The 26,393-nt window shown below is 44.7% G+C and carries 25 protein-coding genes; all 25 read left to right on the plus strand.

Going from position 1 to position 26,393, the window contains the following annotated elements:
- Nucleotides 1–5 precede the first annotated feature (5 nt).
- The 25 genes from J0K78_RS00640 to J0K78_RS00760 all read left to right on the plus strand — a co-directional run bounded on the left by J0K78_RS00640 (nucleotide 6) and on the right by J0K78_RS00760 (nucleotide 26,364).
- Nucleotides 6–2,144, plus strand: a complete 2,139-nt coding sequence (locus J0K78_RS00640) for a penicillin-binding protein (protein WP_206944972.1) — start codon at nucleotides 6–8, stop codon at nucleotides 2,142–2,144.
- 87 nt (nucleotides 2,145–2,231) lie between these two features.
- Entirely contained in the window at nucleotides 2,232–4,154 is a 1,923-nt protein-coding gene (locus J0K78_RS00645; RefSeq protein WP_206944973.1) for a stage V sporulation protein D, read from the plus strand.
- A gap of 48 nt (nucleotides 4,155–4,202) precedes the next feature.
- Complete coding sequence (locus J0K78_RS00650) at nucleotides 4,203–5,678, plus strand: UDP-N-acetylmuramoyl-L-alanyl-D-glutamate--2,6-diaminopimelate ligase (RefSeq protein ID WP_206944974.1); 1,476 nt, start codon at nucleotides 4,203–4,205, stop codon at nucleotides 5,676–5,678.
- A complete protein-coding gene (locus J0K78_RS00655; RefSeq protein ID WP_206944975.1) occupies nucleotides 5,675–7,033 on the plus strand; it encodes a UDP-N-acetylmuramoyl-tripeptide--D-alanyl-D-alanine ligase in 1,359 nt (452 codons plus the stop codon). The genes J0K78_RS00650 and J0K78_RS00655 overlap by 4 nt, the downstream gene beginning before the upstream one ends.
- 39 nt (nucleotides 7,034–7,072) lie before the next feature.
- The gene (mraY, locus tag J0K78_RS00660) at nucleotides 7,073–8,059 is read left to right on the plus strand and encodes a phospho-N-acetylmuramoyl-pentapeptide-transferase (protein ID WP_206944976.1); all 987 of its coding nucleotides are present in this window, start codon (nucleotides 7,073–7,075) and stop codon (nucleotides 8,057–8,059) included.
- Complete coding sequence (gene murD / locus J0K78_RS00665; protein ID WP_206944977.1) at nucleotides 8,056–9,399, plus strand: UDP-N-acetylmuramoyl-L-alanine--D-glutamate ligase; 1,344 nt, start codon at nucleotides 8,056–8,058, stop codon at nucleotides 9,397–9,399. Before mraY ends, murD begins: the two co-directional genes overlap by 4 nt.
- A 64-nt stretch (nucleotides 9,400–9,463) precedes the next feature.
- Entirely contained in the window at nucleotides 9,464–10,558 is a 1,095-nt protein-coding gene (gene spoVE / locus J0K78_RS00670) for a stage V sporulation protein E (protein ID WP_206944978.1), read from the plus strand.
- A gap of 402 nt (nucleotides 10,559–10,960) precedes the next feature.
- Nucleotides 10,961–11,776 (plus strand): cell division protein FtsQ/DivIB, encoded by an 816-nt coding sequence (locus J0K78_RS00675; protein WP_160913045.1) that lies wholly within the window; start codon nucleotides 10,961–10,963, stop codon nucleotides 11,774–11,776.
- On the plus strand, nucleotides 11,763–12,467 hold the full coding sequence (locus J0K78_RS00680) for a DUF881 domain-containing protein (protein ID WP_206944979.1): 705 nt from the start codon (nucleotides 11,763–11,765) through the stop codon (nucleotides 12,465–12,467). The genes J0K78_RS00675 and J0K78_RS00680 overlap by 14 nt, the downstream gene beginning before the upstream one ends.
- Before the next feature lie 5 nt (nucleotides 12,468–12,472).
- The gene (locus tag J0K78_RS00685; protein ID WP_206944980.1) at nucleotides 12,473–13,177 is read left to right on the plus strand and encodes a DUF881 domain-containing protein; all 705 of its coding nucleotides are present in this window, start codon (nucleotides 12,473–12,475) and stop codon (nucleotides 13,175–13,177) included.
- Between the two features lies 1 nt (nucleotide 13,178).
- The gene (locus tag J0K78_RS00690) at nucleotides 13,179–13,535 is read left to right on the plus strand and encodes a small basic family protein (protein WP_206945874.1); all 357 of its coding nucleotides are present in this window, start codon (nucleotides 13,179–13,181) and stop codon (nucleotides 13,533–13,535) included.
- Between the two features lie 193 nt (nucleotides 13,536–13,728).
- On the plus strand, nucleotides 13,729–15,024 hold the full coding sequence (ftsA, locus tag J0K78_RS00695; protein WP_206944981.1) for a cell division protein FtsA: 1,296 nt from the start codon (nucleotides 13,729–13,731) through the stop codon (nucleotides 15,022–15,024).
- A 75-nt stretch (nucleotides 15,025–15,099) separates the two neighbouring features.
- Nucleotides 15,100–16,260, plus strand: a complete 1,161-nt coding sequence (ftsZ, locus tag J0K78_RS00700) for a cell division protein FtsZ (protein ID WP_160913051.1) — start codon at nucleotides 15,100–15,102, stop codon at nucleotides 16,258–16,260.
- Nucleotides 16,261–17,013: 753 nt separating this feature from the next.
- Nucleotides 17,014–17,922: a sigma-E processing peptidase SpoIIGA gene (gene spoIIGA / locus J0K78_RS00705; RefSeq protein ID WP_370551071.1), complete on the plus strand. Its 909-nt coding sequence runs from the start codon at nucleotides 17,014–17,016 to the stop codon at nucleotides 17,920–17,922.
- A gap of 18 nt (nucleotides 17,923–17,940) precedes the next feature.
- Nucleotides 17,941–18,660, plus strand: coding sequence for an RNA polymerase sporulation sigma factor SigE (gene sigE, locus J0K78_RS00710; protein ID WP_089652821.1), 720 nt, complete (start codon nucleotides 17,941–17,943; stop codon nucleotides 18,658–18,660).
- 82 nt (nucleotides 18,661–18,742) lie between these two features.
- Entirely contained in the window at nucleotides 18,743–19,522 is a 780-nt protein-coding gene (gene sigG, locus J0K78_RS00715; protein WP_146818891.1) for an RNA polymerase sporulation sigma factor SigG, read from the plus strand.
- Nucleotides 19,523–20,222: 700 nt separating this feature from the next.
- Nucleotides 20,223–20,498 (plus strand): YlmC/YmxH family sporulation protein, encoded by a 276-nt coding sequence (locus J0K78_RS00720; protein WP_089652824.1) that lies wholly within the window; start codon nucleotides 20,223–20,225, stop codon nucleotides 20,496–20,498.
- Between the two features lie 57 nt (nucleotides 20,499–20,555).
- A complete protein-coding gene (gene pgeF, locus J0K78_RS00725) occupies nucleotides 20,556–21,356 on the plus strand; it encodes a peptidoglycan editing factor PgeF (protein WP_206944982.1) in 801 nt (266 codons plus the stop codon).
- 18 nt (nucleotides 21,357–21,374) lie between these two features.
- The gene (locus tag J0K78_RS00730; protein ID WP_206944983.1) at nucleotides 21,375–22,046 is read left to right on the plus strand and encodes a YggS family pyridoxal phosphate-dependent enzyme; all 672 of its coding nucleotides are present in this window, start codon (nucleotides 21,375–21,377) and stop codon (nucleotides 22,044–22,046) included.
- 21 nt (nucleotides 22,047–22,067) lie between these two features.
- Nucleotides 22,068–22,517, plus strand: a complete 450-nt coding sequence (locus J0K78_RS00735) for a cell division protein SepF (RefSeq protein WP_206944984.1) — start codon at nucleotides 22,068–22,070, stop codon at nucleotides 22,515–22,517.
- A gap of 3 nt (nucleotides 22,518–22,520) precedes the next feature.
- Nucleotides 22,521–22,790, plus strand: a complete 270-nt coding sequence (locus J0K78_RS00740; RefSeq protein WP_089652828.1) for a YggT family protein — start codon at nucleotides 22,521–22,523, stop codon at nucleotides 22,788–22,790.
- Nucleotides 22,791–22,863: 73 nt separating this feature from the next.
- Complete coding sequence (locus J0K78_RS00745) at nucleotides 22,864–23,637, plus strand: YlmH family RNA-binding protein (RefSeq protein ID WP_206944985.1); 774 nt, start codon at nucleotides 22,864–22,866, stop codon at nucleotides 23,635–23,637.
- A 78-nt stretch (nucleotides 23,638–23,715) separates the two neighbouring features.
- Nucleotides 23,716–24,240, plus strand: a complete 525-nt coding sequence (locus J0K78_RS00750; RefSeq protein ID WP_206944986.1) for a DivIVA domain-containing protein — start codon at nucleotides 23,716–23,718, stop codon at nucleotides 24,238–24,240.
- Nucleotides 24,241–24,982: 742 nt separating this feature from the next.
- Nucleotides 24,983–25,456: a signal peptidase II gene (gene lspA, locus J0K78_RS00755; protein WP_206944987.1), complete on the plus strand. Its 474-nt coding sequence runs from the start codon at nucleotides 24,983–24,985 to the stop codon at nucleotides 25,454–25,456.
- Nucleotides 25,453–26,364 carry an RluA family pseudouridine synthase gene (locus J0K78_RS00760; protein ID WP_206944988.1) on the plus strand — a complete coding sequence of 304 codons (912 nt, stop codon included), beginning with the start codon at nucleotides 25,453–25,455 and terminating at the stop codon, nucleotides 26,362–26,364. Before lspA ends, J0K78_RS00760 begins: the two co-directional genes overlap by 4 nt.
- The last annotated feature ends 29 nt before the right edge of the window (nucleotides 26,365–26,393 follow it).

The following is a 26,393-nucleotide window of genomic DNA, read 5'->3' on the forward strand; positions in this document are numbered from 1 at the left end:
TCCTCATGAAAAAACAGAACAGTAATAAAAGCTCCGCATTATTGATGATTGCCTTTGCGATTGTATTTTTCATCATTGCGGGGCGTTTCATTTATATTGAGACAGCAGAGACGGTGGAAGGTGTCGACTTGCAGAAATGGGCGGAAGATATTCGTACAAGCTCTTATGAAATCGATGCTGACAGAGGTAAAATCTTTGATAAAAACGGTATGGTGCTGGCATATGACCGGCCTACTTATAGAATTTATGCCATCGTAGATCCGGAATACTCTGTTAACCTCGATCCACCGAGACACGTTACGGATGCAGGTGAAACAGCAGAGAAACTGGCTCCACTACTGGATATGGAAGCAAGTGAAATTAGAAAAACGATCGAGGAAGGGCAGGAAAATGAACGTTTCCAAGTCGAATTCGGCTCCAGTGGACGTTCTATCTCCCAAGAGACGAAAGATGAAATTGAAGAGCTTGAGTTGAATGGCATTGCCTTCAAGCAAGAGTCGAAGCGGTATTACCCTAATGGTAAATTTGCGTCGCATGTCATCGGCTTCGCCCGCAGCCAGGATGGAAACATCAACGGGGTGACAGGGGTGGAGAAGCAGATGGAGAAGCATCTGCAGGAAGAAAAGGGTAAGATCAGTTATGAACGGGACAAGTACGGAACGAAACTGTTAGATCCGAATGAAGTAATGACAGAACCTAAAAACGGAAACGATGTTCATTTGACCATCGATCAAAAAATACAAACGTTCTTAGAAGATGCTTTGTCACAGGTGGATGAGCAGTATAGTCCGGAAAAAATCATGGCTGCGGTCATGGATCCAGATACGGGTGAGATCTTAGCGATGAGTAACCGTCCTAGTTATAATCCGAACGATATTGGTGAGGTTGATAACTGGTATAACGATCTTGTTTCCTACACCTTTGAGCCCGGGTCAACAATGAAAATATTCACATGGGCTGCTGCTATGGAAGAAGGCGTTTATAAGGGGAGCGATATGTACGAGTCAGGTACGTATAAAGTTCCCGGCCATACCATCGGGGATCATAACAATGATCAAGGCTGGGGTTCTATTACTTTTGATGAAGGGTTTCAACGATCTTCTAATGTCGCTTCCTCAAAAATCGCCCTGGAGGTTCTTGGTCCTACGAAACTACGAAAATACTTGAGCGATTTTAATTTTGATGAAAAGACAGGCATCGACCTTCCGAATGAAAAGAACGGACGTTTTGTTTACAACAAGGCCTCTGAACAGGCAACCACTTCGTTTGGACAAGGGTCTACTTTCACAGCGATCCAATTGATGACGGCTGCGACATCTGTTGCGAATGATGGCCAAATGATGCGCCCGTATATGTTGTCGAAGATCACTTCAAGTGAAACCGGAGAAGTGTTAAAGGAAAACAAGCCGGAAGAAATCGGACAACCTATTTCAGAAAGCACAGCGAAACAAATGCGTGAGCTTATGGGTACCGTCGTCACGTCTGAACAAGGAACCGCTCAGTCGTTCAAACTAGATGACTACACCCTTGCAGGGAAAACAGGAACGGCTCAGATGATTGAGAATGGAAGTTATTTGACTGGCCGGAACAACTACATCTTCTCCTTCATGGGCATGGCCCCGAAAGAGGATCCGGAACTACTTATGTACGTCGCTGTTCAGCAGCCGGACCTGGAAGTTACGGAGTTAGGTTCTGAGCCTGTTTCTTACATTACGAGGACTGTGCTTGAAAACAGTCTCCATTACATGGATATCCAACCGGATAAAGAGGTGGATGAATCGGTATCCCCATTGACCATTCCGGATGTAGTCGGGAAAGGCACGTCTAAGGCAAAAGATGAACTGGAAAAAATGTTCTCCCATGTAGAAGTGATTGGGAACGGTGGCGAGGTAACCGCCGTCCTTCCAGAAACGGGCTCTAAAGCCGTAGAAAATCAAAGAGTTATGGTCATTACAGATAAACCGGCCATGCCTGATTTGACAGGATATTCAGCTCGTGATGTACACAGAATTGTGAAGCATTTCAACCTGAATATCGAGACGATGGGGAACGGTTTTGTTGAAAAGCAAAGCATCCCCGAAGGCTCCAGCATAAAAGAAGGCGGCTATTTAGTCGTAGAATTAGCTCCTCCGAGAGAGGAGTAACACCATTCCAGGCAGTGTTCTAATCGTTTCTAGATTGCATATAGTGATACAAGCTGACTCTATTGACTTCAAAAAGGAGTTATTAAGATGAGACGAGTATCACAAGTGGTCGTAAAGAAACGATTAGTCGCTGTCTTTCTTGTTGGAATGGTTATTTTTTTTGTCATCGCAGGGAGGCTTGGATACGTCCAGTTCTTCTTAAGTGACTTCCTCATTTCAAAGGCGGAGGAATCATGGAGCCGGGATATTACTTTCGAACCGGAGCGGGGGAAGATTCTCGATTCGAATGGTGAAGTGCTCGTCGGTAATCAATCAGCTCCGACCGTTATGGTGGTCCCGAGACAAATCAAAGATGCAGAGCAGACAGCAAAAAGTCTCGCGCAGATTTTGGACATGAGCGAAGAGAAGGCTTATTCTCACGTGACGAAAGTGACCTCGATTGAAAGAATCCACCCAGAGGGACGTAAAATAAGTGAGGCACAGGCGGAGGCCATCCAATCATTGCAGATGCCTGGTGTGTACATTGCCGAAGATTCGAAGAGATATTATCCTCACGGCTCTTTCCTTTCGCATGTTCTTGGGTTCAGCGGCATAGATAATCAGGGGCTGCTTGGCTTAGAAGCGTACTATGATGATGAATTGAGGGGAGAAAAAGGGGCGTTGTCTTTTTTCTCCGATGCTAAAGGGAAGAGGATGCCGGATATGGCAGATATTTATAAGCCGCCCGAAGATGGAAAAGACCTGCAATTGACAATTGATTACAAGGTCCAATCGATTATGGAACGCGAGCTTGATATCGCTCAGGCTAGATACAACCCTGATGGAGCAGTGGCGTTAGCGGTGGATCCTGATACAGGGAAAGTGGTGGGGATGGCGACTCGTCCTAATTTCGACCCAGCCAACTATCAGGAAGTGAAACCGGAAGTCTACAATAGGAACCTGCCCGTATGGAGTACGTATGAGCCTGGTTCCACTTTTAAAATTATTACGCTTGCCGCCGCTTTGGAGGAAGACCTCGTCGATCTTGATGAAGAACATTTCCATGACTCCGGTTCGATCAAAGTGGACGGAGCCACTCTCCGATGTTGGAAGCGAGGCGGGCATGGGGATCAAACGTACCTGGAAGTCGTTCAAAACTCCTGTAACCCTGGTTTTGTCACCCTCGGCCAGCGGCTGGGCACAGAAAAGCTTTTTGAATACATTGATCGCTTCGGTTTCGGTAAAAAGACCGGCATTGACCTTGAAGGGGAAGGAAAGGGAATTCTGTTCAAGCCGGAGAATGTTGGTCCTGTAGAGCAGGCGACAACGGCTTTCGGACAAGGGGTATCCGTCACACCGATCCAACAGGTCATGGCTGTCGCAGCAGCAGTGAATGGGGGTTATTATTACGAGCCTTATATTCAGGAAGCATGGCTCGACCCAACCAGTGGTGAAACGTTAGAAAAAAATGAACCTGAACTGAAAGAGAGAATTATTTCTGAAGAAACGTCGGCTGAAATCCGCCGTGCTCTCGAAAGTGTTGTCGCTAAAGGGACAGGGAGAGGCGCCTATGTGGAGGGGTATCGTGTCGGCGGAAAAACCGGTACCGCTCAGAAAGTCGGGCCAGACGGCAGATACATGGAAAATAACCACATTGTATCCTTCATCGGTTTCGCTCCAGCGGATGACCCTGAACTGGTGGTTTATCTAGCGATCGACAACCCGAAAAATACCGTTCAGTTCGGTGGTGTCGTCGCTGCCCCGATTGTCGGGAACATCATGGGCGACAGTTTGCGCGCCTTAGGGGTTGAACCTAGGAAAGACGGGTTGGAAAAAGAATATTCCTGGCCGGATGAGCCGTTAGTGGAAATTCCTGATGTTACAGGGATGGAGAAAAAAGAGTTAAATCAAATGCTTTTGAACTTAGAAGTGGAAGTCAGTGGAAGCGGGTCCAAAGTGATTACACAGGCGCCTGAAGCGGGTGTCAAAGTGCCAAGTGGTTCGACCATTCGTGTGTATCTGGGGAATTAAACCCACGTTTGGTATAATAAAACTTGTGAGCAGGTAAGGGTGACACATATGAAAATGAAGAAACTCTTGCGGTACATTCCTTTTTATAAAGTGACGAAATCAGTGGCAGACCTCCACATCACAGGCCTTTCTATGGATTCAAGGACGACAGAGCAGGGAGATGTGTTTGTCTGTCTCCGCGGGGTGGATGTGGATGGACACCGGTTTGCGAAAGGTGCAGTGGAACGCGGGGCCGTGGCTGTCATTGCTGAAGAAGAGGTGGATGTCCCTGTTCCTATTGTGCTTGTAAACGATACGTCAAGAGCACTTGCTATGGCGTCCGCTGCTTTTTACGGCTGCCCTTCAGAGTCTCTCCATGTCATCGGAGTGACCGGCACGAATGGCAAGACGACCATTACTTATTTACTTGAGGAAATTTTTCAGCAGTATAAAAAGAAAACGGGGATCATTGGAACGATTCAGGTGAATATTGCTGGAGAAACGTTCCCGGTGAAAAACACGACACCGGACGCACTTACCTTGCAGCGTTATTTTCATAAAATGCATGTGGCAGACGTTGATCATGCGATCATGGAAGTGTCTTCCCACGCCCTTGATCAAGGTAGGGTGTACGGCTGTGATTTCGATATTGCCGTGTTTACGAATTTAACGCAGGATCATCTGGATTATCATGAAAATTTTGATGATTATCTTCGTGCAAAGTCCCTATTGTTCGCTCAATTAGGGAATGGGTATAATAAGGAACGTGAGAAATTTGCTGTCATCAATAACGACTCTCCTCAAGCCAGGAAATTTATCCGCTCTACCTCACAAGGGTTGTTAACTTATGGTATTTACGAACAGGCGGATGTAAAAGCAGAGGAGTACACGATGACAGAAACGGGTACTGCCTTCATTATGACCACTCCCATCGGATCGGTCTCCATTAAGAGTCCACTAATGGGGCTGTTCAGTATTTATAATATGTTAGCTGCAGCGAGTGCCGCGATTCTATCAGGGGTCCCCCTTGAAACCATTCAGCATTCCTTTCAAGAGACCAAAGGTGTCAGAGGGAGGTTCGAACCTGTTAGAGAAGGGCAGGGGTTCGGTGTTGTCGTAGACTATGCCCATACTCCAGATTCCTTGAAGAACGTGTTGCAGACGCTTAGGGACCTATGTAAAGGGACCATCACCGTTGTTGTTGGGTGTGGAGGGGACCGTGACCGCAGCAAACGTCCTGAGATGGCAAAAGTAAGTGTCGATTATGCGGATCGGGTTATTTTCACCAACGATAACCCCCGTACAGAGGATCCTAAACAGATCTTCCGTGATATGACCGCCCATGTGAAAGGGCGTTATAAACAGATCGATGATCGAAAAGAGGCCATAAAATATGCGCTGCATCATGCGAAAACGGGAGATGTTGTTTTAATTGCAGGTAAAGGCCATGAAACGTACCAGGAAATCAAAGGCATCCGTCATCATTTCGATGATTGCGAGGTGGCCCGTACAATATTAATAGAAATGAAGGAGCATCCATCATGATTTTAGAAGTCAACGAACTTACAAAACTTTTTCCGAAAAAACAAGGAGCAGCATCGGATCAGATTCAGCTTGGATCTGTAATGACAGACAGTCGGAAAACAGCGAAACAAAGCTTGTTCGTACCGATTGTGGGAGAGAATTTCGATGCGCACCATTTTCTTGGAGATGCCATTAAACAAGGAGCAGTTGCCACGCTTTGGCAGGAGGATCAACCTTTGCCGAAGCTGACACCTACAGATTTCCCGGTCTTTTTCGTGGAAGACACAACGAAGGCTCTCCAGCAGGTGGCCTCTTATTATTTGAAAAAGATAGATCCTGTTGTAGTAGGTGTTACCGGTTCGAATGGAAAGACTACAACGAAAGATCTGGCTGCATCTGTCCTTCAAGTCAAATACAAAACACATAAGACCGCTGGAAATTTCAATAATCATATCGGTCTTCCTCTCACGATCCTTGCCATGGATCCAGAAACAGAAGCTGTCGTTCTGGAAATGGGAATGGATCGCGCAGGGGAAATTTCCGTTTTATCCAAACTTGCTGAACCTAGGTATGCCATCATAACGAACATCGGTGAGTCCCATATTGAGAATCTTGGTTCCAGAGAAGCAATCGCAGGGGCGAAGCTTGAGATTACAGAAGGTCTTTCTAAAGAAGGGGCCTTAATTCTCGATGGAGATGAGCCATTATTGCAGGAACAAAGGTCTAAAGAATGGACGGTTACATGCGGTTTCGATGCCCAGCTTGACTATCAGGCTGAGGTTCTTCAATTGACAGATGAAAACAGTACGTTTAAAGTCGGTGGGCAGTCTTTTGAATTGCCTATGGCTGGGAAACATAATGTGAAAAATGCTACATATGTCATCGCTCTTGCGGAGCGCTTAGGGTTATCTCCGGAAGAGATCCAGCAGGGGTTCCGGCAGTTGCAAATGTCTGCCATGCGTTTTGAAAAACATGAGGGGCATAAAGGATCATTGATCATTAATGATGCCTACAATGCTTCTCCGACTTCCATGAAAGCTATTATTGAAGTTGTCAGTCAATTGACATCTAAAAGCAGGAAAGTGTTAATATTAGGTGATATGTTTGAGTTAGGGGAACAATCAGAAACGCTTCATAGAAGCGTAGCCGATGCCATCGATGAGAAGATCCATGCGGTCTATACGATTGGTCAGGATTCCAACGCTATAACCGATGCCGTCAAGAAAAACCACCCTTCCATTCAAACGCAACATTTTAAAAACAAACAAACGTTAAGTCATCACGTCCGTCAAGAGTTAACCGCGGACACAGTCGTACTCATCAAAGCTTCCAGAGGAATGAAGCTTGAGGAATTACTAGAGAATCTCGTGGATTGATCGATAGGCGATGATGATGGAAAAGGAGGAGAACTATACATGAACGAATACATACTACTAATCACTATGGCTATTTCATTCGCAATCACTGTTGTGATCTCGCCGATGATCATCCCTTTTTTGAGAAGGTTGAAGTTCGGTCAGGCTATTAGGGATGAGGGTCCAGAGTCCCACCAGAAAAAATCGGGAACCCCCACAATGGGAGGGGTGATGATCATAGTAGCTGTGGTCATCACTACCATTCTTGCATCCTTTTGGTTTACCCCGGACACGGGGAACACACAAATGTTCCTTGTGTTATTTGTTTTAGTCGGGTATGGGCTGCTTGGGTTCCTGGATGATTATATAAAAGTGGCTATGAAAAGGAACCTGGGTCTTACATCAAAGCAGAAAATGCTCGGACAGATCGTCATTGCCCTCGTTGTTTATTTCATTCTAAGAAACTCGGACTTCCCAACGTATATTAGTATTCCCGGCACAACTTTTGAAGTAGATCTTGGCTGGGGTTACGCCTTACTGATCCTGTTTATGCTCGTAGGTGCCTCGAATGCTGTGAACCTGACAGATGGTCTTGATGGACTGCTCGCTGGGACGGCGGCGATCGCCTTTGGTGCTTTCGCAATTTTAGCGTGGGCAGGTCAGATGAATGTTGAAATCACCATCTTCTCACTTGCTATAGTCGGAGCATTGCTTGGTTTCCTTGTCTTTAATGCTCATCCTGCAAAAGTATTCATGGGAGATACTGGATCGCTTGCATTAGGAGGAGCGATTGCGATCATCGCCATCTTAACGAAACTTGAACTCATTCTTGTCATTATCGGCGGTGTGTTCGTTCTTGAGACCCTGTCTGTCATCATTCAGGTCATCTCTTTTAAAACGACAGGGAAACGTGTGTTCAAAATGAGTCCGCTTCATCACCATTATGAATTGAAGGGCTGGTCAGAATGGCGTGTTGTGACGACTTTCTGGGCGGTTGGACTTGTCTTTGCAGTAATCGGCATTTATATAGAGGTGATGTTCGGATGAAAATATTAAAAAACTTTCCATATCAGCAGGTCCTGGTCCTCGGGCTTGCGAAAAGTGGTACAGCAGCTGCTGAGTTATTCCTGGACAGCAGCATCCAAGTGCGAATCAATGATTTAAAGGCTGACCAGAATGACCCGGCCGTGCGTACGCTAATCGAAAAAGGAGCCGAAGTCATCACAGGAGGGCACCCGCTGTCCGTATTGGACAACGTGGATTACCTCGTCAAGAATCCTGGTATCCCTTATGAGAATCCTATCATCGCGGAAGCGGAGAAGCGGAATATCCCGGTGGTTACCGAAGTTGAATTGGCAAGCTTCCTCCATGAGGGGCCTTTTGTAGCCGTTACCGGTTCCAATGGGAAGACGACGACCACAACATTGATCTACGAAATGATTCAGGCAGACCAACAAAAGGTTTCGCTTGCAGGCAATATTGGTCATGTTTCTTGTGAAGTGGCCAGAAGTACAGAGGCAGATGAAACGATGGTCACCGAACTTTCATCGTTCCAATTACTTGGGACTGAAAAATTCCATCCTGAAATTGCTGTGTGGCTCAACCTTTATGAAGCACATCTGGATTATCACCATACTTTAGAAAATTATCATCAGGCAAAGGCAAAGATAACTGCGAATCAAACGGCTGAAGACACGTTGGTTTACAATGCGGATGATGAACGTATCGCTGGTTTCTTACCCGATGTGAAAGCGAAACGTGTACCTTTCTCTATTAGAAATGAAGGGGAAGGTGCCTGGGCTGATGATACTTTCATTTACTTTGAAGATGAACCGATAATGAAAAAACAGGATATCGTTTTAGTAGGGGAACAAAATCTGCAGAACATCCTCGCTGCCGTGGCAGCAGTCAAAGTGAATGGAATACGCAACGAAGCGATTGTCAAGGTATTGACAACCTTTGCGGGTGTGGAACACCGCCTGCAGTTTGTAACGAAAAAAAATGATCGTTTGTTTTACAATGATTCTAAAGCGACGAATATTTTAGCGACCTCTTATGCCTTAAAATCATTTGAGAATCCTGTCATCCTGCTTGCGGGCGGTCTTGACAGGGGGACAAGTTTCGAATCTTTGATTCCATACATGAAAGGGATCAAAGCCATGGTCGTGTTTGGAGAAACGGCTGACCAATTAATCGAAACGGCTAAGAAAGCTGGTATTGAGGAATTTACGAAAGTTGAAACGATGCAGGAAGCTGTCGAGCAGGCGTATCAATACTCAGCAGAGGATGATGTCATCCTCCTTTCACCTGCTTGTGCTAGCTGGGATCAGTATCGTACTTTTGAAGAAAGAGGCAACATGTTTATCCAAGCGGTGCATAAGCTCTAATAAGGGCTTTGTGCGACAAGCTTAAGCCCTGTTTTCCACTTAGATGGGAGGTAGGGCTTTTTTTATGGAAGAAAAAAAGCCGGATTTATGGTTGGTGGCCGCCATACTCGGAATTTTGATCATCGGGGTGGTGATGGTTTACAGCTCATCGAGCATCTGGTCCGAATATAAGTTTGACGATCCTTGGTTTTACGCAAAAAGGCAGATTCTTTTTGCCGTTGCCGGTTTGATTGCCATGGTTGTATTATCAAGAATTCCTTACTATGTATGGCATGGACATTCAAAGATCATTATGATCGTGTGTCTTGTATTTCTCATACTCGTACTTATTCCAGGAGTGGGTATGGTCCGCGGCGGGGCGCGAAGTTGGATCGGGGTGGGGATGTTCAGCATCCAGCCATCAGAATTCATGAAACTTGGTTTGATCCTTTTCCTTGCACGATTTTTATCCGAACGCCAAAAGCTCATGAACTCTTTCCAACAAGGTTTCCTTCCAGCTCTCGCCTTGATTTTGGTCCCGTTCGCACTCATCATGCTTCAGCCTGACTTAGGGACAGGTGTCGTCATGGTCGGGACATGCCTTGTCATGTTGTTTACAGCTGGGGCAAGGATCAGTCATTTTATGTGGATAGCCGGCGCAGGAGCAGCAGGAATGGTCGGGTTGATCGCTTCTGCTCCTTACCGTATAAAAAGGATCACCGCGTTCCTGCATCCATGGGAAGACCCTTTAGGGGCAGGATTTCAGATCATCCAGTCTTTATATGCCATCGGTCCCGGCGGCCTAATGGGTTTAGGACTCGGAAATAGTATGCAGAAGTTTTTCTACCTGCCTGAACCTCAGACGGACTTTATTTTTGCAGTTCTTGCTGAAGAACTGGGGTTCCTTGGAGGATTACTCGTCCTTGGTCTTTTCTTTATTCTTTTATGGCGGGGGATCAGGGCAAGTCTTCTTGCCCCGGACCTTTTCGGTTCTTTACTTGCCCTTGGCATTGTAGGGATGATCAGCATCCAAGTTATGATCAATATCAGTGTAGTGACAGGCCTGATCCCCGTCACAGGAATCACGCTTCCTCTAATCAGCTATGGAGGGTCGTCCCTGACACTGACTTTAGCGTCTCTGGGATTACTCCTAAGCGTCAGCCGTTTCTCGACAAAATAAAGAAGTCATGGAGTCAAGTCCATGGCTTCTTTTTATTGATCGTAATGGGTTTTCTTAACATTAGGAAGGTATTATGGAAGGCTGAAAGTGAGTTTTAACAAAAGAGAAGTGGCTGAAGATGAAGAAATATAGAAAAATATATGATTGTAAGTTTATCTAAGGTGGATAATGGGTAAACCATTTTAGCGAAATCACTTGAACCCCATCGAAATGCGGGTTTTCCTGTAATAAAATTGATAGGAAACTAGTAAAACTCTATCAATATTTCACTCTATTTTTGTGATATAATGGGAAACGTATAGATGTAGAGCAAGCTCGGCATCTTTTAGAGGAACATCATTCTTTCAAACAGCTAGGACAAACAGCGTAAAGGGTGTCTAGCAATAAGGAGAAATGCCCGTTATGGAAGAGAGAAAAGTGGTTTCCATAGAAGATCGCATACCAAAATTAAAACAGACGAGGCGGAAAAAAGCCAATCGTCGCTTGATTCTGTATTTGACTATTCTATTTTTGCTGATAGCGACTGTCATCTATCTCCAGTCGCCACTCAGTAATGTTCGTCATATAGTTGTGGAAGGTGAGTATCACGTATCTGAGGAAGAAATTATCGAGCTTGCCGGAGTCACAACATCCACGAATTATTGGAGAGTCGATGAAGAAGAGATGAAACAGCAGATTGAGGCACATCAAGAAATCACCTTTGCTTCCATCGACCGTTCCTTTCCGAACAATGTTCTAATTGAAGTGAAGGAAGCGGAACGAATCGGTTACATCAAACAGGATGGTTCCTATCATGCCATTCTTGAAGATGGGTCCCGTTTGGAAGGACAAACAGCTCTACCGGGAGGAGATGCTCCAATCCTTGCCGGGTTCAATAAGGAAACGTATCTGAAAGAAATTTCACAAGAATTAAAAGAACTTCCATCAAGTGTAAGCAGTCTCATTTCAGAAATCCATTGGGATCCTCGTGACGGGAATCCGTATCAGATTCTTCTTTACATGAATGATGGGTATCAGGTGCAAGCCTCGATCCGCAGTTTTTCCGAAAAAATGCCGGCATACCCTTCCATCGTTGCCCAGCTTGATGAAGGAGCTGAGGGAATCATACATATCGATGTAGGGGCCTATTTCGAGGAGTATCCTCAATCGGAAGAAGAAGAGGCGCAAAGTGAATCAGATGCAGTTGAGGAAGAGGAGAACACGGATGAAGAGACTTAAAGGGAAACCGATCATCTTATCTCTTGTCCTACTCATCTCAGGTTTCCTTGTCAGCTACAGCTATCAACTGACAAAGAGTTCACCACAGATGGTTCAATTGAATGATTCTCAATGGGAAAAAGAATACTTCTATCAACAACAGCTGCTGGACATGGAAAAACGGAACAAACAGCTGCGTGAGGAGTTAAAAGAGAAGCGGCATACCATTCAAGACTTTGAAAATGAGATGGCCGAAAGTGAACAGGTGGTAGCTGATTTCGTTGAACGTAAAAAGAAGCTCCAGATGCTGAATGGTGAGGTTCCGGTCGAAGGGCAAGGGGTGGAAGTCGTTTTGAGCGATGCTGAATATATACCCGATGATGATCAGGTGAATCAGTATATCGTTCACGAAAGCCATGTTCATAGTGTGATTAACGAACTTCTTAGTGCAGGTGCAAAGGCCATTGCTATCAATGGCCAAAGGTATATGAGAGATAGTTATATTTCGTGTACAGGACCGGTCATTACTGTGGACGGGATCCAACACCCGGCTCCGTTCGTCATTTCTGCAATCGGCGACCCAGAGGTTCTCTATTCAAGCTTAAACCTGACCAGAGGTGTCGTCGATCAACTGCTCAGCGAAAATGTTGATGTGCAATTATCGAAAGAAAACCAATTGGAAATGAAGGCGAGGCTATCCTCTGAAGGGTGATCAACATGAAGCGTAGAACACAATGGCTCCTATCCATCATTTTTCTATTGATTGGATTTATGGTAGCTGTGCAGTTTCAAACCACTTCCCATGAAACAGAGATGAGAGACACAAGAGATGTGTGGGAAGTACGGGAAGATTTGAAAATACAGCAGAAACACCAACAGGACCTCTTAGAGAAAATTGCTGGAGCTGATCAGACCATTGAAAATTATGAAAAGCAATCATCACGCGAGCAAGTGGAGACATTGAAGAGATCCATTGAGACCTTGGAGAACAAGATAGGCCTTCAGAAAAAAACGGGGACAGGTGTAGAACTTAACATTCGTCCTATTTTTGATGAGGAGGCTTCAGGGCAGGAATATCCCCGCGTATCTCCTCATCTCCTCAGTCGACTTTTAAATGAACTGAATACGTATGGAGCTGAGGATATCAGTATCGGGAATGAACGATTGACAAACCTTACTCCGGTGAGGGATGTAAATGGATCGACCTATGTAAATAATCGGCCGATCGGTTCGCTCCCTCTGACCCTTAAGGTGCTGGCTGAAGATCCTGAAAAATTGCAGGACCACATGAAAGCAAGTCCCACACAGGACATATTCAACATCGACAATATGGAAATCACATTTGAGGTGAAAGAACAATTGGTACTTCCCAAGTATGATGACCCTCTCCATTTAGAAATTTTAGAAGAAGCTGGTGGTTAATTTGTGGTTACCCCTTTTATTTCTCATTATCGGTGTGACCCTTGGCATCTTGACGGATATCCGTATACCTGATGCCTATTCCGATTATTTATCCATTGCTGTCTTGGCCGCTTTTGACACGCTTCTTGGCGGGATCAGGGCACAGTTGGAGAAGACGTTCGATGACACCGTGTTTCTGACCGGTTTCTTTTTCACCATCACACTCGCTGCATTACTTGCCTTTCTTGGAGTTCAATTAGGCGTGGATCTCTATCTTGCAGCTGTCTTTGCCTTTGGCGTCCGATTGTTCAGAAACCTTGCTATCGTCAGAAGAATTGTCATCGACCAGAAATTGCTAACGAAATTTAGAAAAAAATAAACGTATTTAAGAGGAAATTCACGAAACACTGTGGAAAACAACATAGGAACGTGTTTTTTCTATCATATTCAAGGGATATACCCCGCGGAATATATCAATTCATTTACGTTTGTATTTCAAAGATTGTATTTTAAGCGTGAATTCGATATGCTTTGAACTACTTATATGGCTTGCTACAGGAGGTGCGTCACTGGTGAATCAAAATGAAATTTTAGTAAGTTTAGATATAGGCACAAGTCGAATCAAAGTGATTATAGGAGAAATTATGAATGATAACCTCAATATTATTGGGGTAGGAACAGCTAAATCGAACGGAATGAAGAAAGGCGCAATTGTAGATATCGATCAAACGGTCCATTCTATACGTTCAGCTGTTGAACAGGCTGAGCGCATGGTGGATATGAAAATTGATCGTGTCGTTGTTGGTGTGAATGGCAATCACATTCAATTGCAGCCATGCCATGGTGTCGTTGCTGTTTCCAGCGAGAGCAGGGAAATTGGGAACGAAGACATCACACGAGTGATTGATGCTGCTCAAGTGGTTTCCGTACCGCCTGAAAGAGAGATCATCGATGTGATCCCTCGTCAGTTCATCGTAGATGGGCAGGATGAAATCACAGACCCAAGAGGAATGATCGGGGTACGTCTTGAGATGGAAGGTATGATTATTACCTGTGCTAAAACCGTTTTACATAATACTTTGAAGTGTGTAGAACGAGCAGGTTTGGAAGTACTGGATGTTTGTTTGCAGCCGCTAGCTTCTGGAACTGTCTCGTTATCCGGTGATGAAACGAATCTGGGCGTAGCACTTATCGATGTCGGAGGTGGATCAACCACGATTTCGGTATTTGAAGAAGGACACTTAAAAGGGACAAGCATGATTCCTTTTGGTGGGGACAATTTAACAAAAGATTTGTCCATCGGCCTTCGTACTTCTACAGAAGAGGCTGAGCAGGTGAAATTGGAGCATGGACATGCATTTTTTGACGATGCGAATGAAGAGGAAAATTTTTCTGTCACGATTATTGGAAGTAATCGTCAACAGGCATTCAATCAATTGCAAATCTCTGATATGATTGAAGCTAGACTAGAAGAAATCTTTGTCTTTGCTGCACAGGAAATTCAGCGCATGGGTGTACGTGAACTTCCGGGAGGTTTTGTACTGACCGGTGGTACGATGAACATGCCTGGTGTTCTGGAGTTAGCGCAGGATGTTTTCCACGCAAACGTAAGGCTTGCGATTCCGGATTACATCGGAGTAAGAGAACCGCAATTTACGAGTGGGGTAGGAATCTTGCAATTCGCCTATCGTAATGCGAAAATACAAGGCAAAGAGATCTTTCCATCTGTAACTGAAGAATTTCAGGAAAAACCTCAACCTAAAAAGCAAAAGCGTGCGACAAAGCAACAACCGAAAGAAGAAACCGAGAAACCAGAGAAGAAAAAAGAATCAGGTTTCAGTAATCTCTTGAAGTATTTCTTTGATTAATGAACAAGTTTGAGTCGGTCAAGGGACGGACGAACCAATAAATCTTGTAATCTCGTGTATTAGGAGGAACGTAAGATGTTAGATTTTGATACAAGCATGGACCAGCTAGCAACGATTAAAGTAATCGGAGTAGGTGGCGGCGGAAGTAACGCCGTTAACCGTATGATTGAACATGGTGTCCAAGGCGTCGAATTCATCGCCGTCAATACGGATGCGCAAGCGCTTAACCTTTCAAAAGCAGAAGTTAAAATGCAAATTGGTGGAAAACTGACTCGTGGACTTGGTGCAGGTGCGAATCCGGAAGTCGGTCGTAAAGCCGCTGAAGAAAGCAAAGAACAAATCGAAGAAGCTCTTCAAGGGGCAGACATGGTCTTCGTAACTGCGGGAATGGGAGGCGGAACAGGGACAGGTGCTGCTCCCGTCATCGCCCAAGTTGCTAAAGAGCTAGGCGCTCTTACGGTAGGTGTTGTCACTCGCCCATTCACGTTTGAAGGACGTAAGCGTTCTACCCAAGCGAGCGGTGGTACAGAAAGCCTTAAAGGTGCGGTTGATACACTGATTGTCATCCCGAACGACCGTTTGCTTGAAATCGTAGATAAGAATACACCGATGCTTGAAGCGTTCCGTGAAGCGGATAACGTTCTTCGTCAAGGTGTACAGGGTATTTCCGATTTGATTGCCGTACCAGGATTAATCAACGTAGACTTTGCCGACGTAAAAACAATCATGGTCGACAAAGGATCCGCGCTTATGGGAATCGGTATAGCGACAGGGGAAAATCGTGCGGCTGAAGCAGCCAAAAAGGCGATCTCCTCTCCACTACTTGAAACTTCCATCGACGGTGCACACGGCGTCCTGATGAACATCAGCGGTGGTGCCAACTTGAGCCTTTATGAAGTTCAGGAAGCAGCGGATATCGTAACCTCTGCAGCAGATCAGGAAGTAAACGTCATCTTCGGTTCTGTAATCAATGAAAACTTGAAAGACGAAATCGTCGTTACTGTTATTGCAACAGGTTTCGATGAAGCACAAATTGCTCAAGGTCAGCAGAAGAAGCGTCCAACCGTGAACCCTGTGAACCAGCAAAAGCAAGTAGAACAACAACCAGAGCGCAACGTACGAGAGGAACAACCTCCTCGTCGCCAAGCTCCGCCACAACCACAAAACAAACCAAATCAAGAGGAAGACACTCTTGATATCCCGACGTTCCTGCGTAACCGCAACCGTCGCCGATAATACTCATATAAACCCGTCACACATTCCAGTGTGACGGGTTTTTTATTTCCTTTCACCATCAACCACTTATTAAACATAATGGCAGGATTGTGGAAGACTCAGTTTCGAGATGTTTTCTTGGGTTCGTTGCCAGGGTTGAGCTCAGGGGTGGCTGGGAAGCTACTCGCTTTCCTGCGGGGATGACGGCAAGCCTCCTCGGACTTCGTCCTGTGGGGTCTTGCCAGCCAATCCATTCCCGCGGGAGTCTCGCAGCTTCCCAACCACCCCATTCGACGTATGAGTGAAACGAACCCCTTTACCAAGTTGGATGTTCTTCTCTATCCAACTGTTAGGGGTGTAAAGCGCTCTGGATCAAGCTTTTCCGTGCTGGGGGAGGTGTTCTATCATCCATTTCTCATAATCAAACGAGCTGACCATATAGTAGTGGTTTCGAGAACCTTCCATGGTAAAGGGGCGGAGGGGAATGGCGAGACTCCTGCGGGAAAAAAGTGCAGGGTGAGACCCCACAGGACGTAGTCCGAGGAGGCTCACCGCGCTCCCGCGGAAAGCGAGCTATTCCCCGCAGCCCCATCCACTCAACAAAAGTCTCGAAACTGAGTCTTCCACTAAAGGGAGCGTTTGTGGGATAAAGGAATTCTTTCCATCCTTCTACAAAACTTGCTAGCCAGGGGTTCAGATTGTGACAGACTTTTTAACCGGACGGGCTTATACTTTTCAGTACAGCAGATAAAGAGAAGGGAGGGAGAGAGGATCATTTATCTTGATGCTGTCTGGTTGCTCAACCTTTTGATGGATGGCATGATTTTATCGCTTACACAGGGGATTACGAGAGCGAAATCATCGAAAATCAGAATGGTCGCCGGGGCGTTTGTCGCCTCTACGATTGTCCCGATTACCATTTATATGCCGGACTTCTGGCTTGTAGGAAGCCTCGGGAAAATCTTTTTTTCGATGTTCATCATCTGGGTGGCCTTTTCATACACCTCTCTCCGTGCATTTTTTGTCCAGTGGATCAGTTTTTATTTTATTACCTTCGCCATCGGTGGAAGCATGATGGGGGTTCATTATTTTCTTGCGACAGAGATCAGCTTACAAGGGGGTTCAATCGTAACATTTAGTGGTGGTTATGGAGACCCGGTCAGTTGGTTGTTTGTAGTGATTGGTTTTCCTTGTTCCTTTGTTTTTACGAAATGGCGTTTGAACCAAGTCAGCGTCCATAAGATGAAGCTTGAGGATATTTATGACGTGACAGTGGAGTGGAATGGCAGAACTGCTCTTTGTAAAGGTTTAGTGGATAGTGGAAACCAGCTCGTGGATCCGATCAGTCGGAAAATGGTATTTCTAGCCGATTCATTTTTATGGGAACAATTTGTCTCGAAGGAAGAGCTCCAGAAGCTCGAAGTGGATCATGTCGTAACTGCTCTAGCAGAGTTACCCGAGGATATTCAGTCCTCCGTCCGGCTTGTGCCCTATCAGGCGGCGGGTGTGACAGGGAAGCTGCTTGTGACGTTACAGGTGGATAAGATTACGGTTAAAACAGAGACAGGGAATTTAGAAATGAAAGCGCCTCTATTAGGGGTGCAGCAACAGGATTTGACACACGATCGACTTTATCAAATGCTCATTCACCCGCACATGATGGTCAAAGGAAAATCAGCGTGATTTCAGGAGGGGGATTCCATGTTCAAATGGTTCTTTAAAGCGCGGCTTTGGTATTATCGCTTGCTTATGAAGCTCGGAATCAAACAAGATGAGATTTATTACATTGGTGGAAGTGAAGCGCTCCCACCACCATTATCCAGAGAAGAAGAGAGAGAATTGCTTGAACTTCTTCCAAAAGGGGATAAAGCGGCACGCGCGATGCTTATTGAGCGCAACTTAAGGCTTGTCGTCTATATCGCCAGGAAGTTTGAAAACACGGGGTTGAACATAGAGGATTTAATTAGTATCGGAACCATTGGACTTATCAAAGCAGTAAACACCTTTGATCCAGAAAAGAAAATTAAACTCGCGACTTATGCTTCCCGCTGCATAGAAAATGAAATTCTCATGCACCTTAGAAAAAGCAACAAGTTGAAAACAGAAGTATCCTTTGATGAACCATTGAATGTGGATTGGGATGGAAATGAACTTTTATTATCTGATATTTTAGGTACAGATGAGGATTTAATCACAAAAGGAATTGAAAAGAAAATCGATAAGAAATTACTAAAATCGGCGCTTGAACAATTGAATGATCGTGAAAAGCAAATCATGGAACTTCGTTTTGGCTTAATTGGAAAAAAAGAAAAAACACAAAAAGATGTGGCAGACATGATGGGCATCTCTCAGTCATATATATCAAGGCTTGAGAAGAAGATTATCCGGCGGCTACAACGCGAATTCGACAAAATGGTCTAGCAGGCGACGTCGCGTTGATGCATAATTTTCCCACCCAGGGAGATACTGAGAACTGATTACAGCTTCCTGGGAGGGTCTTACATTGACACGACATAAAGTAGAGATATGCGGCGTAGATACTTCAAAACTTCCTGTACTTAAAAATGCAGAAATGAGAGACCTGTTTGAACGCTTGCAAAGTGGAGAGCTGGAGGCAAGAGAACAGCTGGTAAATGGCAACCTCCGCCTAGTCTTATCCGTTATTCAGCGTTTTAACAATCGCGGAGAGTATGGAGACGATTTGTTCCAGGTTGGATGCATCGGTCTCATGAAATCCATTGATAATTTTGATTTAAGCCACAATGTTAAATTTTCTACTTACGCAGTACCCATGATCATTGGAGAAATCCGCAGGTACTTAAGAGACAACAACCCGATTCGTGTTTCCCGATCTTTGCGTGACACAGCTTATAAAGCTTTGCAGATGCGTGAGAAAATGATCAGTGAGACAAGTAAGGATCCGGCCCCACATGAAATTGCAGAAAGAATGGGAGTCCCGCATGAAGATGTAGTCTTTGCGATGGATGCCATACAGGATCCCGTATCCCTATTCGAACCGATCTACAATGACGGTGGTGATCCCATTTTTGTGGTCGACCAGTTGAAAGATGACCGGGAAAAAGACTCGGTATGGCTCGATGAACTATCGCTCAGAGAAGGAATGAAGCAACTGAATGACCGAGAGAAAATGATTTTGACTAAGCGATTCTTCCAAGGAAAAACGCAAATGGAAGTGGCAGAAGAAATCGGAATTTCACAGGCTCAAGTGTCGCGTTTAGAAAAAGCGGCGATTAAAGAAATGAATTCATCCATGTTCCAATGAACCCTAAGCTTCTGCCCACGCAGAAGCTTTTTTTATGCACAAACTCTCTTTTATTCCACAAACGCTCCCTTTAGTGGAAGACTCAGTTTCGAGACTTTTGTTGAGTGGATGGGGGCTACGGGGAATAGCTCGCTTTCCGCGGGAGCGCGGTGAGCCTCCTCGGACTGCGTCCTGTGGGGTCTCACTAAGCACTCTTTTCCCGCAGGAGTCTCGCCATTCCCCTCCGCCCCTTTGCCATGAAAGATTCTCAAAACCACTATTAAAAAGTCAGCTCGTATGATTATAGGAAGTGGATTATAGAACATCTCCATAGCACTTAAAAGCTTGGTCTAGAGCGCTTTTTACCTCTAACAGTTGGACGATGAAAGACCATCCAACTTTGTACAGGGGTTCGTTTCTCCCTTACATCGAAAGGGGTGGTTGGGAAGCTGCGAGACTCCCGTGGGAGAAAGGAGATCGGCGAGATCCCGCAGGGCGTAGCCCGAGGAAGCACGGCACTCCCCCACAGGAAAGCGAGTAGCTTCCCAACCACCCCTGACGCTCAACCCTGGCAACGAACTCCGGAACGTCTCGAAACTGAGTCTTCAACAATCCTGCCATATACTTTAATAAGAGTTTGAGTAAATGGGTGGAATCGATTTGTCTGTTTTCTAAATTATTGATTCTATGCATATAGTGAGAGTAAGGAGAGTGAGGAGAAATGAAAATCACGGAACTGCAGATGAAAGATGTCATTGCTATGGAAACAGGAGAACGTCTGGGCTATATCAGTGACCTTGATATCGATACACAAAGAGGCAGGCTTAAGGGACTTGTTCTCACAATGAAAGGAAAAGCGATGGGACTATTCGGGAAGGAAGAAGAGATGACGATTCCTTGGGATCAAATCGTCAACATCGGTGCAGATGTCATTTTAGTGAAAAAAAATGGTTACAAAAGCATTTCTACGGTACAAAAGACAGAATCAGACGAATAAGAGAAGAAATTGGATGAAAAATGTGTTAAAATGGAGTGAAATTGAGGTGGTGTTCAAATGGAACCTTTCCAATCACATTCCATCAGACAGATGACTTGTTTTCATTCCCACCAGCATGTGACTGCAGGATTGACAACACGTCAAGGGGGACATAGTGAAGCCCCTTTTGATTCACTGAACATGGGGCTCCATGTATCTGATAAAAAGGAAGATGTGTTGAAGAATAGACGAGCGCTTGCTGAGGAAATCGGCATTCCACTTTCAAGATGGGTGATCGGTGAACAGGTTCATGGCACCGAAGTCGCTGCCGTAGATCAGAGGAATGCCGGTGCGGGTACGACTTCCTTACAAACCGCCGTCTCGAACGTTGATGGATTGATAACCAATGAGGAAAATCTGGTACTGGGTGCTTTTTATGCGGACTGCGTACCGTTATATTTTTCTGATTCTGAATCAGGATGGGTAGGTATTGCCCATGCTGGGTGGAAGGGAACAGTAAACGGGATGGCAGGGAAGATGATCCGGGCGCTCCAGGAAAAAGGATGTAAGCTCGAAAATATACAAGCTGTCATTGGCCCGTCCATTGGTAGGAAACACTATGAAGTCGATGACCGTGTCATAAGCTTCATTCCTGAAAACTACAAAAAAGAATGTGTGATGAGTAAAGGAAAAGGGAAATATCAATTAGACCTGAAAGTTCTTCACCAGAAAATGATGATCGAGGAAGGCTTGAAGGAAGAACATATTCAAATGACTGGTTTTTGTACATACGAGGAAGAAAAAACGTTTTATTCCCACCGGCGCGATCAAGGAAGGACGGGGCGTATGCTTGGGTTTATCACGCTTCGGACTTTATGAGCGGGAAGGAGTTCTAACATGTCGGTTGAAGATAACTTAGCAAAAATAGATCAACAAATAGAACAAGCTTGTAAAAATAGTGGACGACCTAAAAATGAAATCACCCTTATAGCTGTTACCAAATACGTTACTACTGAACGTGCACAGGAAGCCCTGGATGCAGGAATCAAACATCTTGGGGAAAACAGGAAAGAAGGCCTTCTGGAAAAATACGAGGAAATCGGTGAGCAGGCAACCTGGCATTTTATTGGGACGCTGCAGTCGAGAAAAGTAAAAGACGTAATTGGACAAGTCTCCATGATTCATTCCCTTGACCGGAAGTCACTGGCAAAAGAAATTAACAAAAGAGCCAGCTGCCCGGTTCCGTGTTTCATTCAGGTCAACATAAGTGAAGAAGAATCCAAACATGGATTAGCGGCTTCAGAGGTCGAATCTTTCATAGAAGCATTGAGTCATTATGAAAATGTTAAAGTGGTCGGACTGATGACGATGGCCCCGCATACGGAAGACGAAGAGAAACTACGTGGCGTGTTCCGCCAATTGAGGGCACTAAGGGATCGCATCAGGGATAAAGGTTATCGTCATGCCCCTTGTGAGTATTTATCCATGGGAATGAGTAACGACTTTGCACTGGCGATCGAAGAAGGAGCGACACATATCCGTCTTGGCTCCAGTCTTGTCGGTGAATAAATAAAATCAGAGGTGATGAAAATGAGCATGAAAAATAAATTTCGTTCGTTTTTCACGTTGGATGATGAATACGAGTACATTGAAGAAGAAGTGGAAGATGATTACGAAGAAGAGCCTGCGCAGCGTCAACGAGGAACGAAGAAACAGGAACAGGGCAATGTAGTCAGTTTGAAAAGTGCTAAGTCCTCATCCAAAATGGTATTGAGTGAACCGAGCAGCTATAATGAAGCTCAGGATATCGCTGATCAGCTAGTGAACCGACGTGCTGTTGTTATCAATTTACAACGTGTCGACCATCATCAGGCAAAGCGGATTGTAGATTTTTTAAGCGGAACAGTATATGCTATAGGTGGAGATATTCAGAAGCTTGGAACTCAAACATTTCTTTGTACTCCTGATAACGTTGAAATTTCAGGGTCTATTTCAGAAATGATTGCACAAGAAGACGATGATATTAACAGAAGGTGGTAAGACATGGCGTTTTTGTTTCAGATTTTAATGACTGCACTACAAATTTATAGTTGGATTCTCATCATCTACATTTTAATGTCCTGGTTCCCTGGGGCACGTGAATCCAGTTTCGGTGAAGTTCTTTCCCGGTTGGCTGAGCCATTCCTGGAACCTTTCCGAAAAATCATTCCTCCACTTGGAATGATTGACATTTCGCCGATTGTGGCCATTCTCGTCCTGAACTTTGCGCGAGCAGGATTAGGCGAATTATATTACATCATTATGGGATTATAAGTCGAGGAACAGATCAGAGAGCACATCTATGTTCTCACATCTGTTCCTTTTGGTAATTATGGAGGTTTTTTAGGTGGATATCTATCAGCATTTTCGAAAAGAAGAAAAGCCATTTATAGATCAAGTCTTATCTTTTCGTGAAGATGTGTCTCTTAAATATCAGCGGAAGCTGACAGATTTCCTCGATCCGAGGGAACAAATGATTATGAAGGCGATTATGGGGAATGACCCGGATCTTATTTACGGATTGGAAGGCGGCGCTGAAGGAAGTGAACGCCAACGAGCGATCATTGCTCCTGATTATGAAATCATTGAAAAAGATGACTATCAGTTGACGCTTCTGGAAGCATCTTATCCTCAAAAGTTTGTTACGCTTGAGCACCGGGATGTTCTGGGTGCTTTTATGTCGTTAGGGATTCGCAGAGAGAAAATGGGAGATCTCGTTGTGCAGGATGGCACGATTCAAATTACGACAGCTTCTGAAATCAGTGACTATATTAAAATGAACTTAACCGGCATTAAACGTTCCAATGTGCAGTTTGATGAAAAGCCATTATCTTCCCGTATAGTGAGCAATGAAACATGGGCAACGAAACAAACGACTGTTTCTTCGTTACGCCTGGATGTTATGGTTAAGGAGATTTACGGAATGTCCCGCAATAAGGCATCCATGTTTATTGAAGCGGGACAGGTGAAGGTCAATTTTCGTACCGTAGAAGATGCTTCATTTTTATTAGAGGAAGGCGATCTCATTTCTTTACGTGGAAAAGGGAGGAGCCGGCTGGATGAAGTGCTCGGTGAAACAAGGAAAGAAAAATATAAAGTGATGACATCAAAATTAAATTAATGCATCAGTAAAGAAGGATAACGTAGGTTCCTGTCGAATTATTTAAGATAGGATAGATGTTTTGGGGAGGTGGATGGTGTGCCATTAACACCACTGGATATTCATAACAAAGAATTCACTCGCGGTTTCAGAGGATATGATGAAGATGAAGTCAATGAGTTTCTCGATCAAGTCATCAAAGATTATGAAATCGTCATACGTCAGAAGAAAGAGCTTGAACGCGAAGTCAGTCAGTTGAACGAGCGTTTGGGTCACTTCAACGATATCGAGACGACGCTCAATAAATCGATTCTCGTCGCTCAAGAAACTGCAGAAGACGTAAAAAACAGTGCGAACAAAGAATCGAAACTAATCGTGAAAGAAGCAGAAAAAAACGCCGATCGTATCATCAATGAAGCTCTTGAAAAATCTCGCCGCATTAATATCGAAGTAGAAGACATGAAAAAACAGGCGAAAGTTTTCAAAACAAGACTACGTATGCTGGTAGAAGCTCAAATCGATATGATTGACAACAATGACTGGGATCATCTGTTTGATACAGAGCTTGATGATGAGAAAGAAGTAGAGCGTAAAATGGAAGAGGAATACAGCTCACAGCCTTAATTTCATCCCGTGTACATACGGAAATCATACTTTCATACAAATCAAGGTGCCGTTCCTACAAGAACGGCACCTTTTCTCTTCCACCCTTCCTTAAGCAAACTGTAGGATTCTAGAAAACTTGATTTCGAGACTTTTTTGTGTGTTTAGGGACTCCTGGAAAAGGTTCGCTTTCCGTGGGCGAGTGATGAGCCTCCTCGAGCTAACGCTCTGCGGGGTCTCATCTACCACGCACTTCCCACAGGAGTCTCACCGTTTCCCTCCGTCCCTTTAACTACATGAGGTTCTCGAAATACCTCTATTAGTAACCTATCGAGCTCTATAATGAAGTCCTATTCACGTACGTTGTTATTGATTTGAGTTAACCATAGATCCTGCAAGATTCAGGCGTGAGAACAGAGTCTGAAAAACGTCCGCATGAATAGCGAATGGGGACACAAACGTGTATGTTTTTCTACTGACTGTTCTAAAGCACTGCAAAACGTCGTTTCCCTGACCTTGTATCCATGGCCAGGTATTGTCATTCATTATTTCAAGAAGAGATCTCTTCCTTTAAGGATACGCGGTAGGTGCTCCTTATGCTCCCGCGGAAAGCGAGCTATTCCCTGCAGCCCCACTCCACTCAACAAAAGTCTCGAAACTGAGTCTTCAAGAATAGAGAGCTTATGTGGAAGTGAGAAGTTGTTCTTTGCAGGCGGAGTTTTGTGGTACAATAGGCTAGGACTAAGATTCATGGGGGACGCTTATGATTTTGTATTATATCATCGCCATTGGTCTCATTATCCTTGATCAATGGACGAAATGGCTTGTGGTCACAAAAATGGATATTGGCCAAAGCATAACCATTATCGAAAACTTTTTCTACCTGACCTCTCACCGGAATCAGGGAGCTGCCTGGGGAATATTGCAAGGGCAGATGTGGTTCTTCTATATTATAACGGTGATTGTCATAGGATTTGTCATTTATTATTTACATCAGTATGGAAAAGAAAGTCGCTTTGTAGGTGTAGCTCTTGCCTTCATTCTCGCAGGAGCGGTTGGGAATTTCATTGATCGTGTATTTCGTAAGGAAGTGGTCGATTTCGCCAACACCTACATTTTCAGCTATGATTTTCCTATTTTCAATGTAGCGGACTCTGCTCTTGTCGTTGGAGTGATTTTTGTCATGATTGCTACTTTTATTGATGAGCGCAGAAAGAAAGGAAGTTTGAAATCTTGAGTGAACACTATAAGGTTACTGAAAACGATCAGTCAAAGCGGATTGATAAATTATTAACAGAGGTCATCGAAGAAGCGTCCAGATCTCAAATTCAGGGATGGCTTAAAGATGGCATTGTCTTTGTGGATGGAAAAGCAGTAAAGAGCAATTACAAGGTGCAGGAGGGGGAGAGTATTACGTGGCATATCCCAGAGCCTGAACCGATGGATATCCTTCCTGAGGACATTCCGATTGAGATTGTGTATGAAGATGAAGATGTGATTGTCGTCAATAAACCCTCCGGCATGGTGATCCACCCGGCAGCGGGTCACTATTCAGGTACACTCGTGAATGCTCTATTATTCCATGTAAAGGATTTGTCTGGAATCAACGGGGTGGAGCGTCCGGGAATCGTTCATCGGATCGATAAAGATACCAGTGGCCTATTGATGGTAGCTAAGAATGATCTCGCTCATCAATCACTGGCGGAGCAATTGTCCAAAAAAACCGTGGAACGTAAATATGAAGCGATCGTACACGGAGAAATTCATCATGAATATGGCACGATTGATGCACCAATCGGACGGGATCCTAAGGATCGGCAGAGGATGGCAGTTGTCGATGGCGGGCGTGATGCGGTGACTCATTTCCGTGTCCTGCGTCATTTTACTGATTTCACTTTAGTCGAATGTAAATTGGAAACAGGGCGTACACACCAGATTCGTGTGCATATGCGCTATATTGATCATCCGCTAGCGGGTGATCCGAAGTACGGCCCACGTAAAACGTTGGACCTTGATGGGCAAGCACTGCATGCTAAATCTCTGGGTTTTGAGCATCCGAGGACCGGGGAATGGAAAAAGTTTGAGGTCGAACCTCCAGCGGAATTCAAGGAAACACTGAAGTACTTGGAGACAAAAGAGGTTTAATAAGCTATTGACAAAGCTTATAGGGAGTG

This window comes from Halobacillus sp. GSS1 (assembly GCF_017307035.1).
GTDB lineage: Bacteria > Bacillota > Bacilli > Bacillales > Halobacillaceae > Halobacillus > Halobacillus litoralis.

Coding starts and splice junctions, on each gene's coding strand:
- J0K78_RS00640 (WP_206944972.1), top strand. CDS start 6: ATGAAAAAACAGAACAGTAATAAAAGCTCCGCATTATTGATGATTGCC.
- J0K78_RS00645 (WP_206944973.1), top strand. CDS start 2,232: ATGAGACGAGTATCACAAGTGGTCGTAAAGAAACGATTAGTCGCTGTC.
- J0K78_RS00650 (WP_206944974.1), top strand. CDS start 4,203: ATGAAAATGAAGAAACTCTTGCGGTACATTCCTTTTTATAAAGTGACG.
- J0K78_RS00655 (WP_206944975.1), top strand. CDS start 5,675: ATGATTTTAGAAGTCAACGAACTTACAAAACTTTTTCCGAAAAAACAA.
- mraY (WP_206944976.1), top strand. CDS start 7,073: ATGAACGAATACATACTACTAATCACTATGGCTATTTCATTCGCAATC.
- murD (WP_206944977.1), top strand. CDS start 8,056: ATGAAAATATTAAAAAACTTTCCATATCAGCAGGTCCTGGTCCTCGGG.
- spoVE (WP_206944978.1), top strand. CDS start 9,464: ATGGAAGAAAAAAAGCCGGATTTATGGTTGGTGGCCGCCATACTCGGA.
- J0K78_RS00675 (WP_160913045.1), top strand. CDS start 10,961: ATGGAAGAGAGAAAAGTGGTTTCCATAGAAGATCGCATACCAAAATTA.
- J0K78_RS00680 (WP_206944979.1), top strand. CDS start 11,763: ATGAAGAGACTTAAAGGGAAACCGATCATCTTATCTCTTGTCCTACTC.
- J0K78_RS00685 (WP_206944980.1), top strand. CDS start 12,473: ATGAAGCGTAGAACACAATGGCTCCTATCCATCATTTTTCTATTGATT.
- ftsZ (WP_160913051.1), top strand. CDS start 15,100: ATGTTAGATTTTGATACAAGCATGGACCAGCTAGCAACGATTAAAGTA.
- sigE (WP_089652821.1), top strand. CDS start 17,941: ATGTTCAAATGGTTCTTTAAAGCGCGGCTTTGGTATTATCGCTTGCTT.
- J0K78_RS00720 (WP_089652824.1), top strand. CDS start 20,223: ATGAAAATCACGGAACTGCAGATGAAAGATGTCATTGCTATGGAAACA.
- pgeF (WP_206944982.1), top strand. CDS start 20,556: ATGGAACCTTTCCAATCACATTCCATCAGACAGATGACTTGTTTTCAT.
- J0K78_RS00730 (WP_206944983.1), top strand. CDS start 21,375: ATGTCGGTTGAAGATAACTTAGCAAAAATAGATCAACAAATAGAACAA.
- J0K78_RS00735 (WP_206944984.1), top strand. CDS start 22,068: ATGAGCATGAAAAATAAATTTCGTTCGTTTTTCACGTTGGATGATGAA.
- J0K78_RS00740 (WP_089652828.1), top strand. CDS start 22,521: ATGGCGTTTTTGTTTCAGATTTTAATGACTGCACTACAAATTTATAGT.
- lspA (WP_206944987.1), top strand. CDS start 24,983: ATGATTTTGTATTATATCATCGCCATTGGTCTCATTATCCTTGATCAA.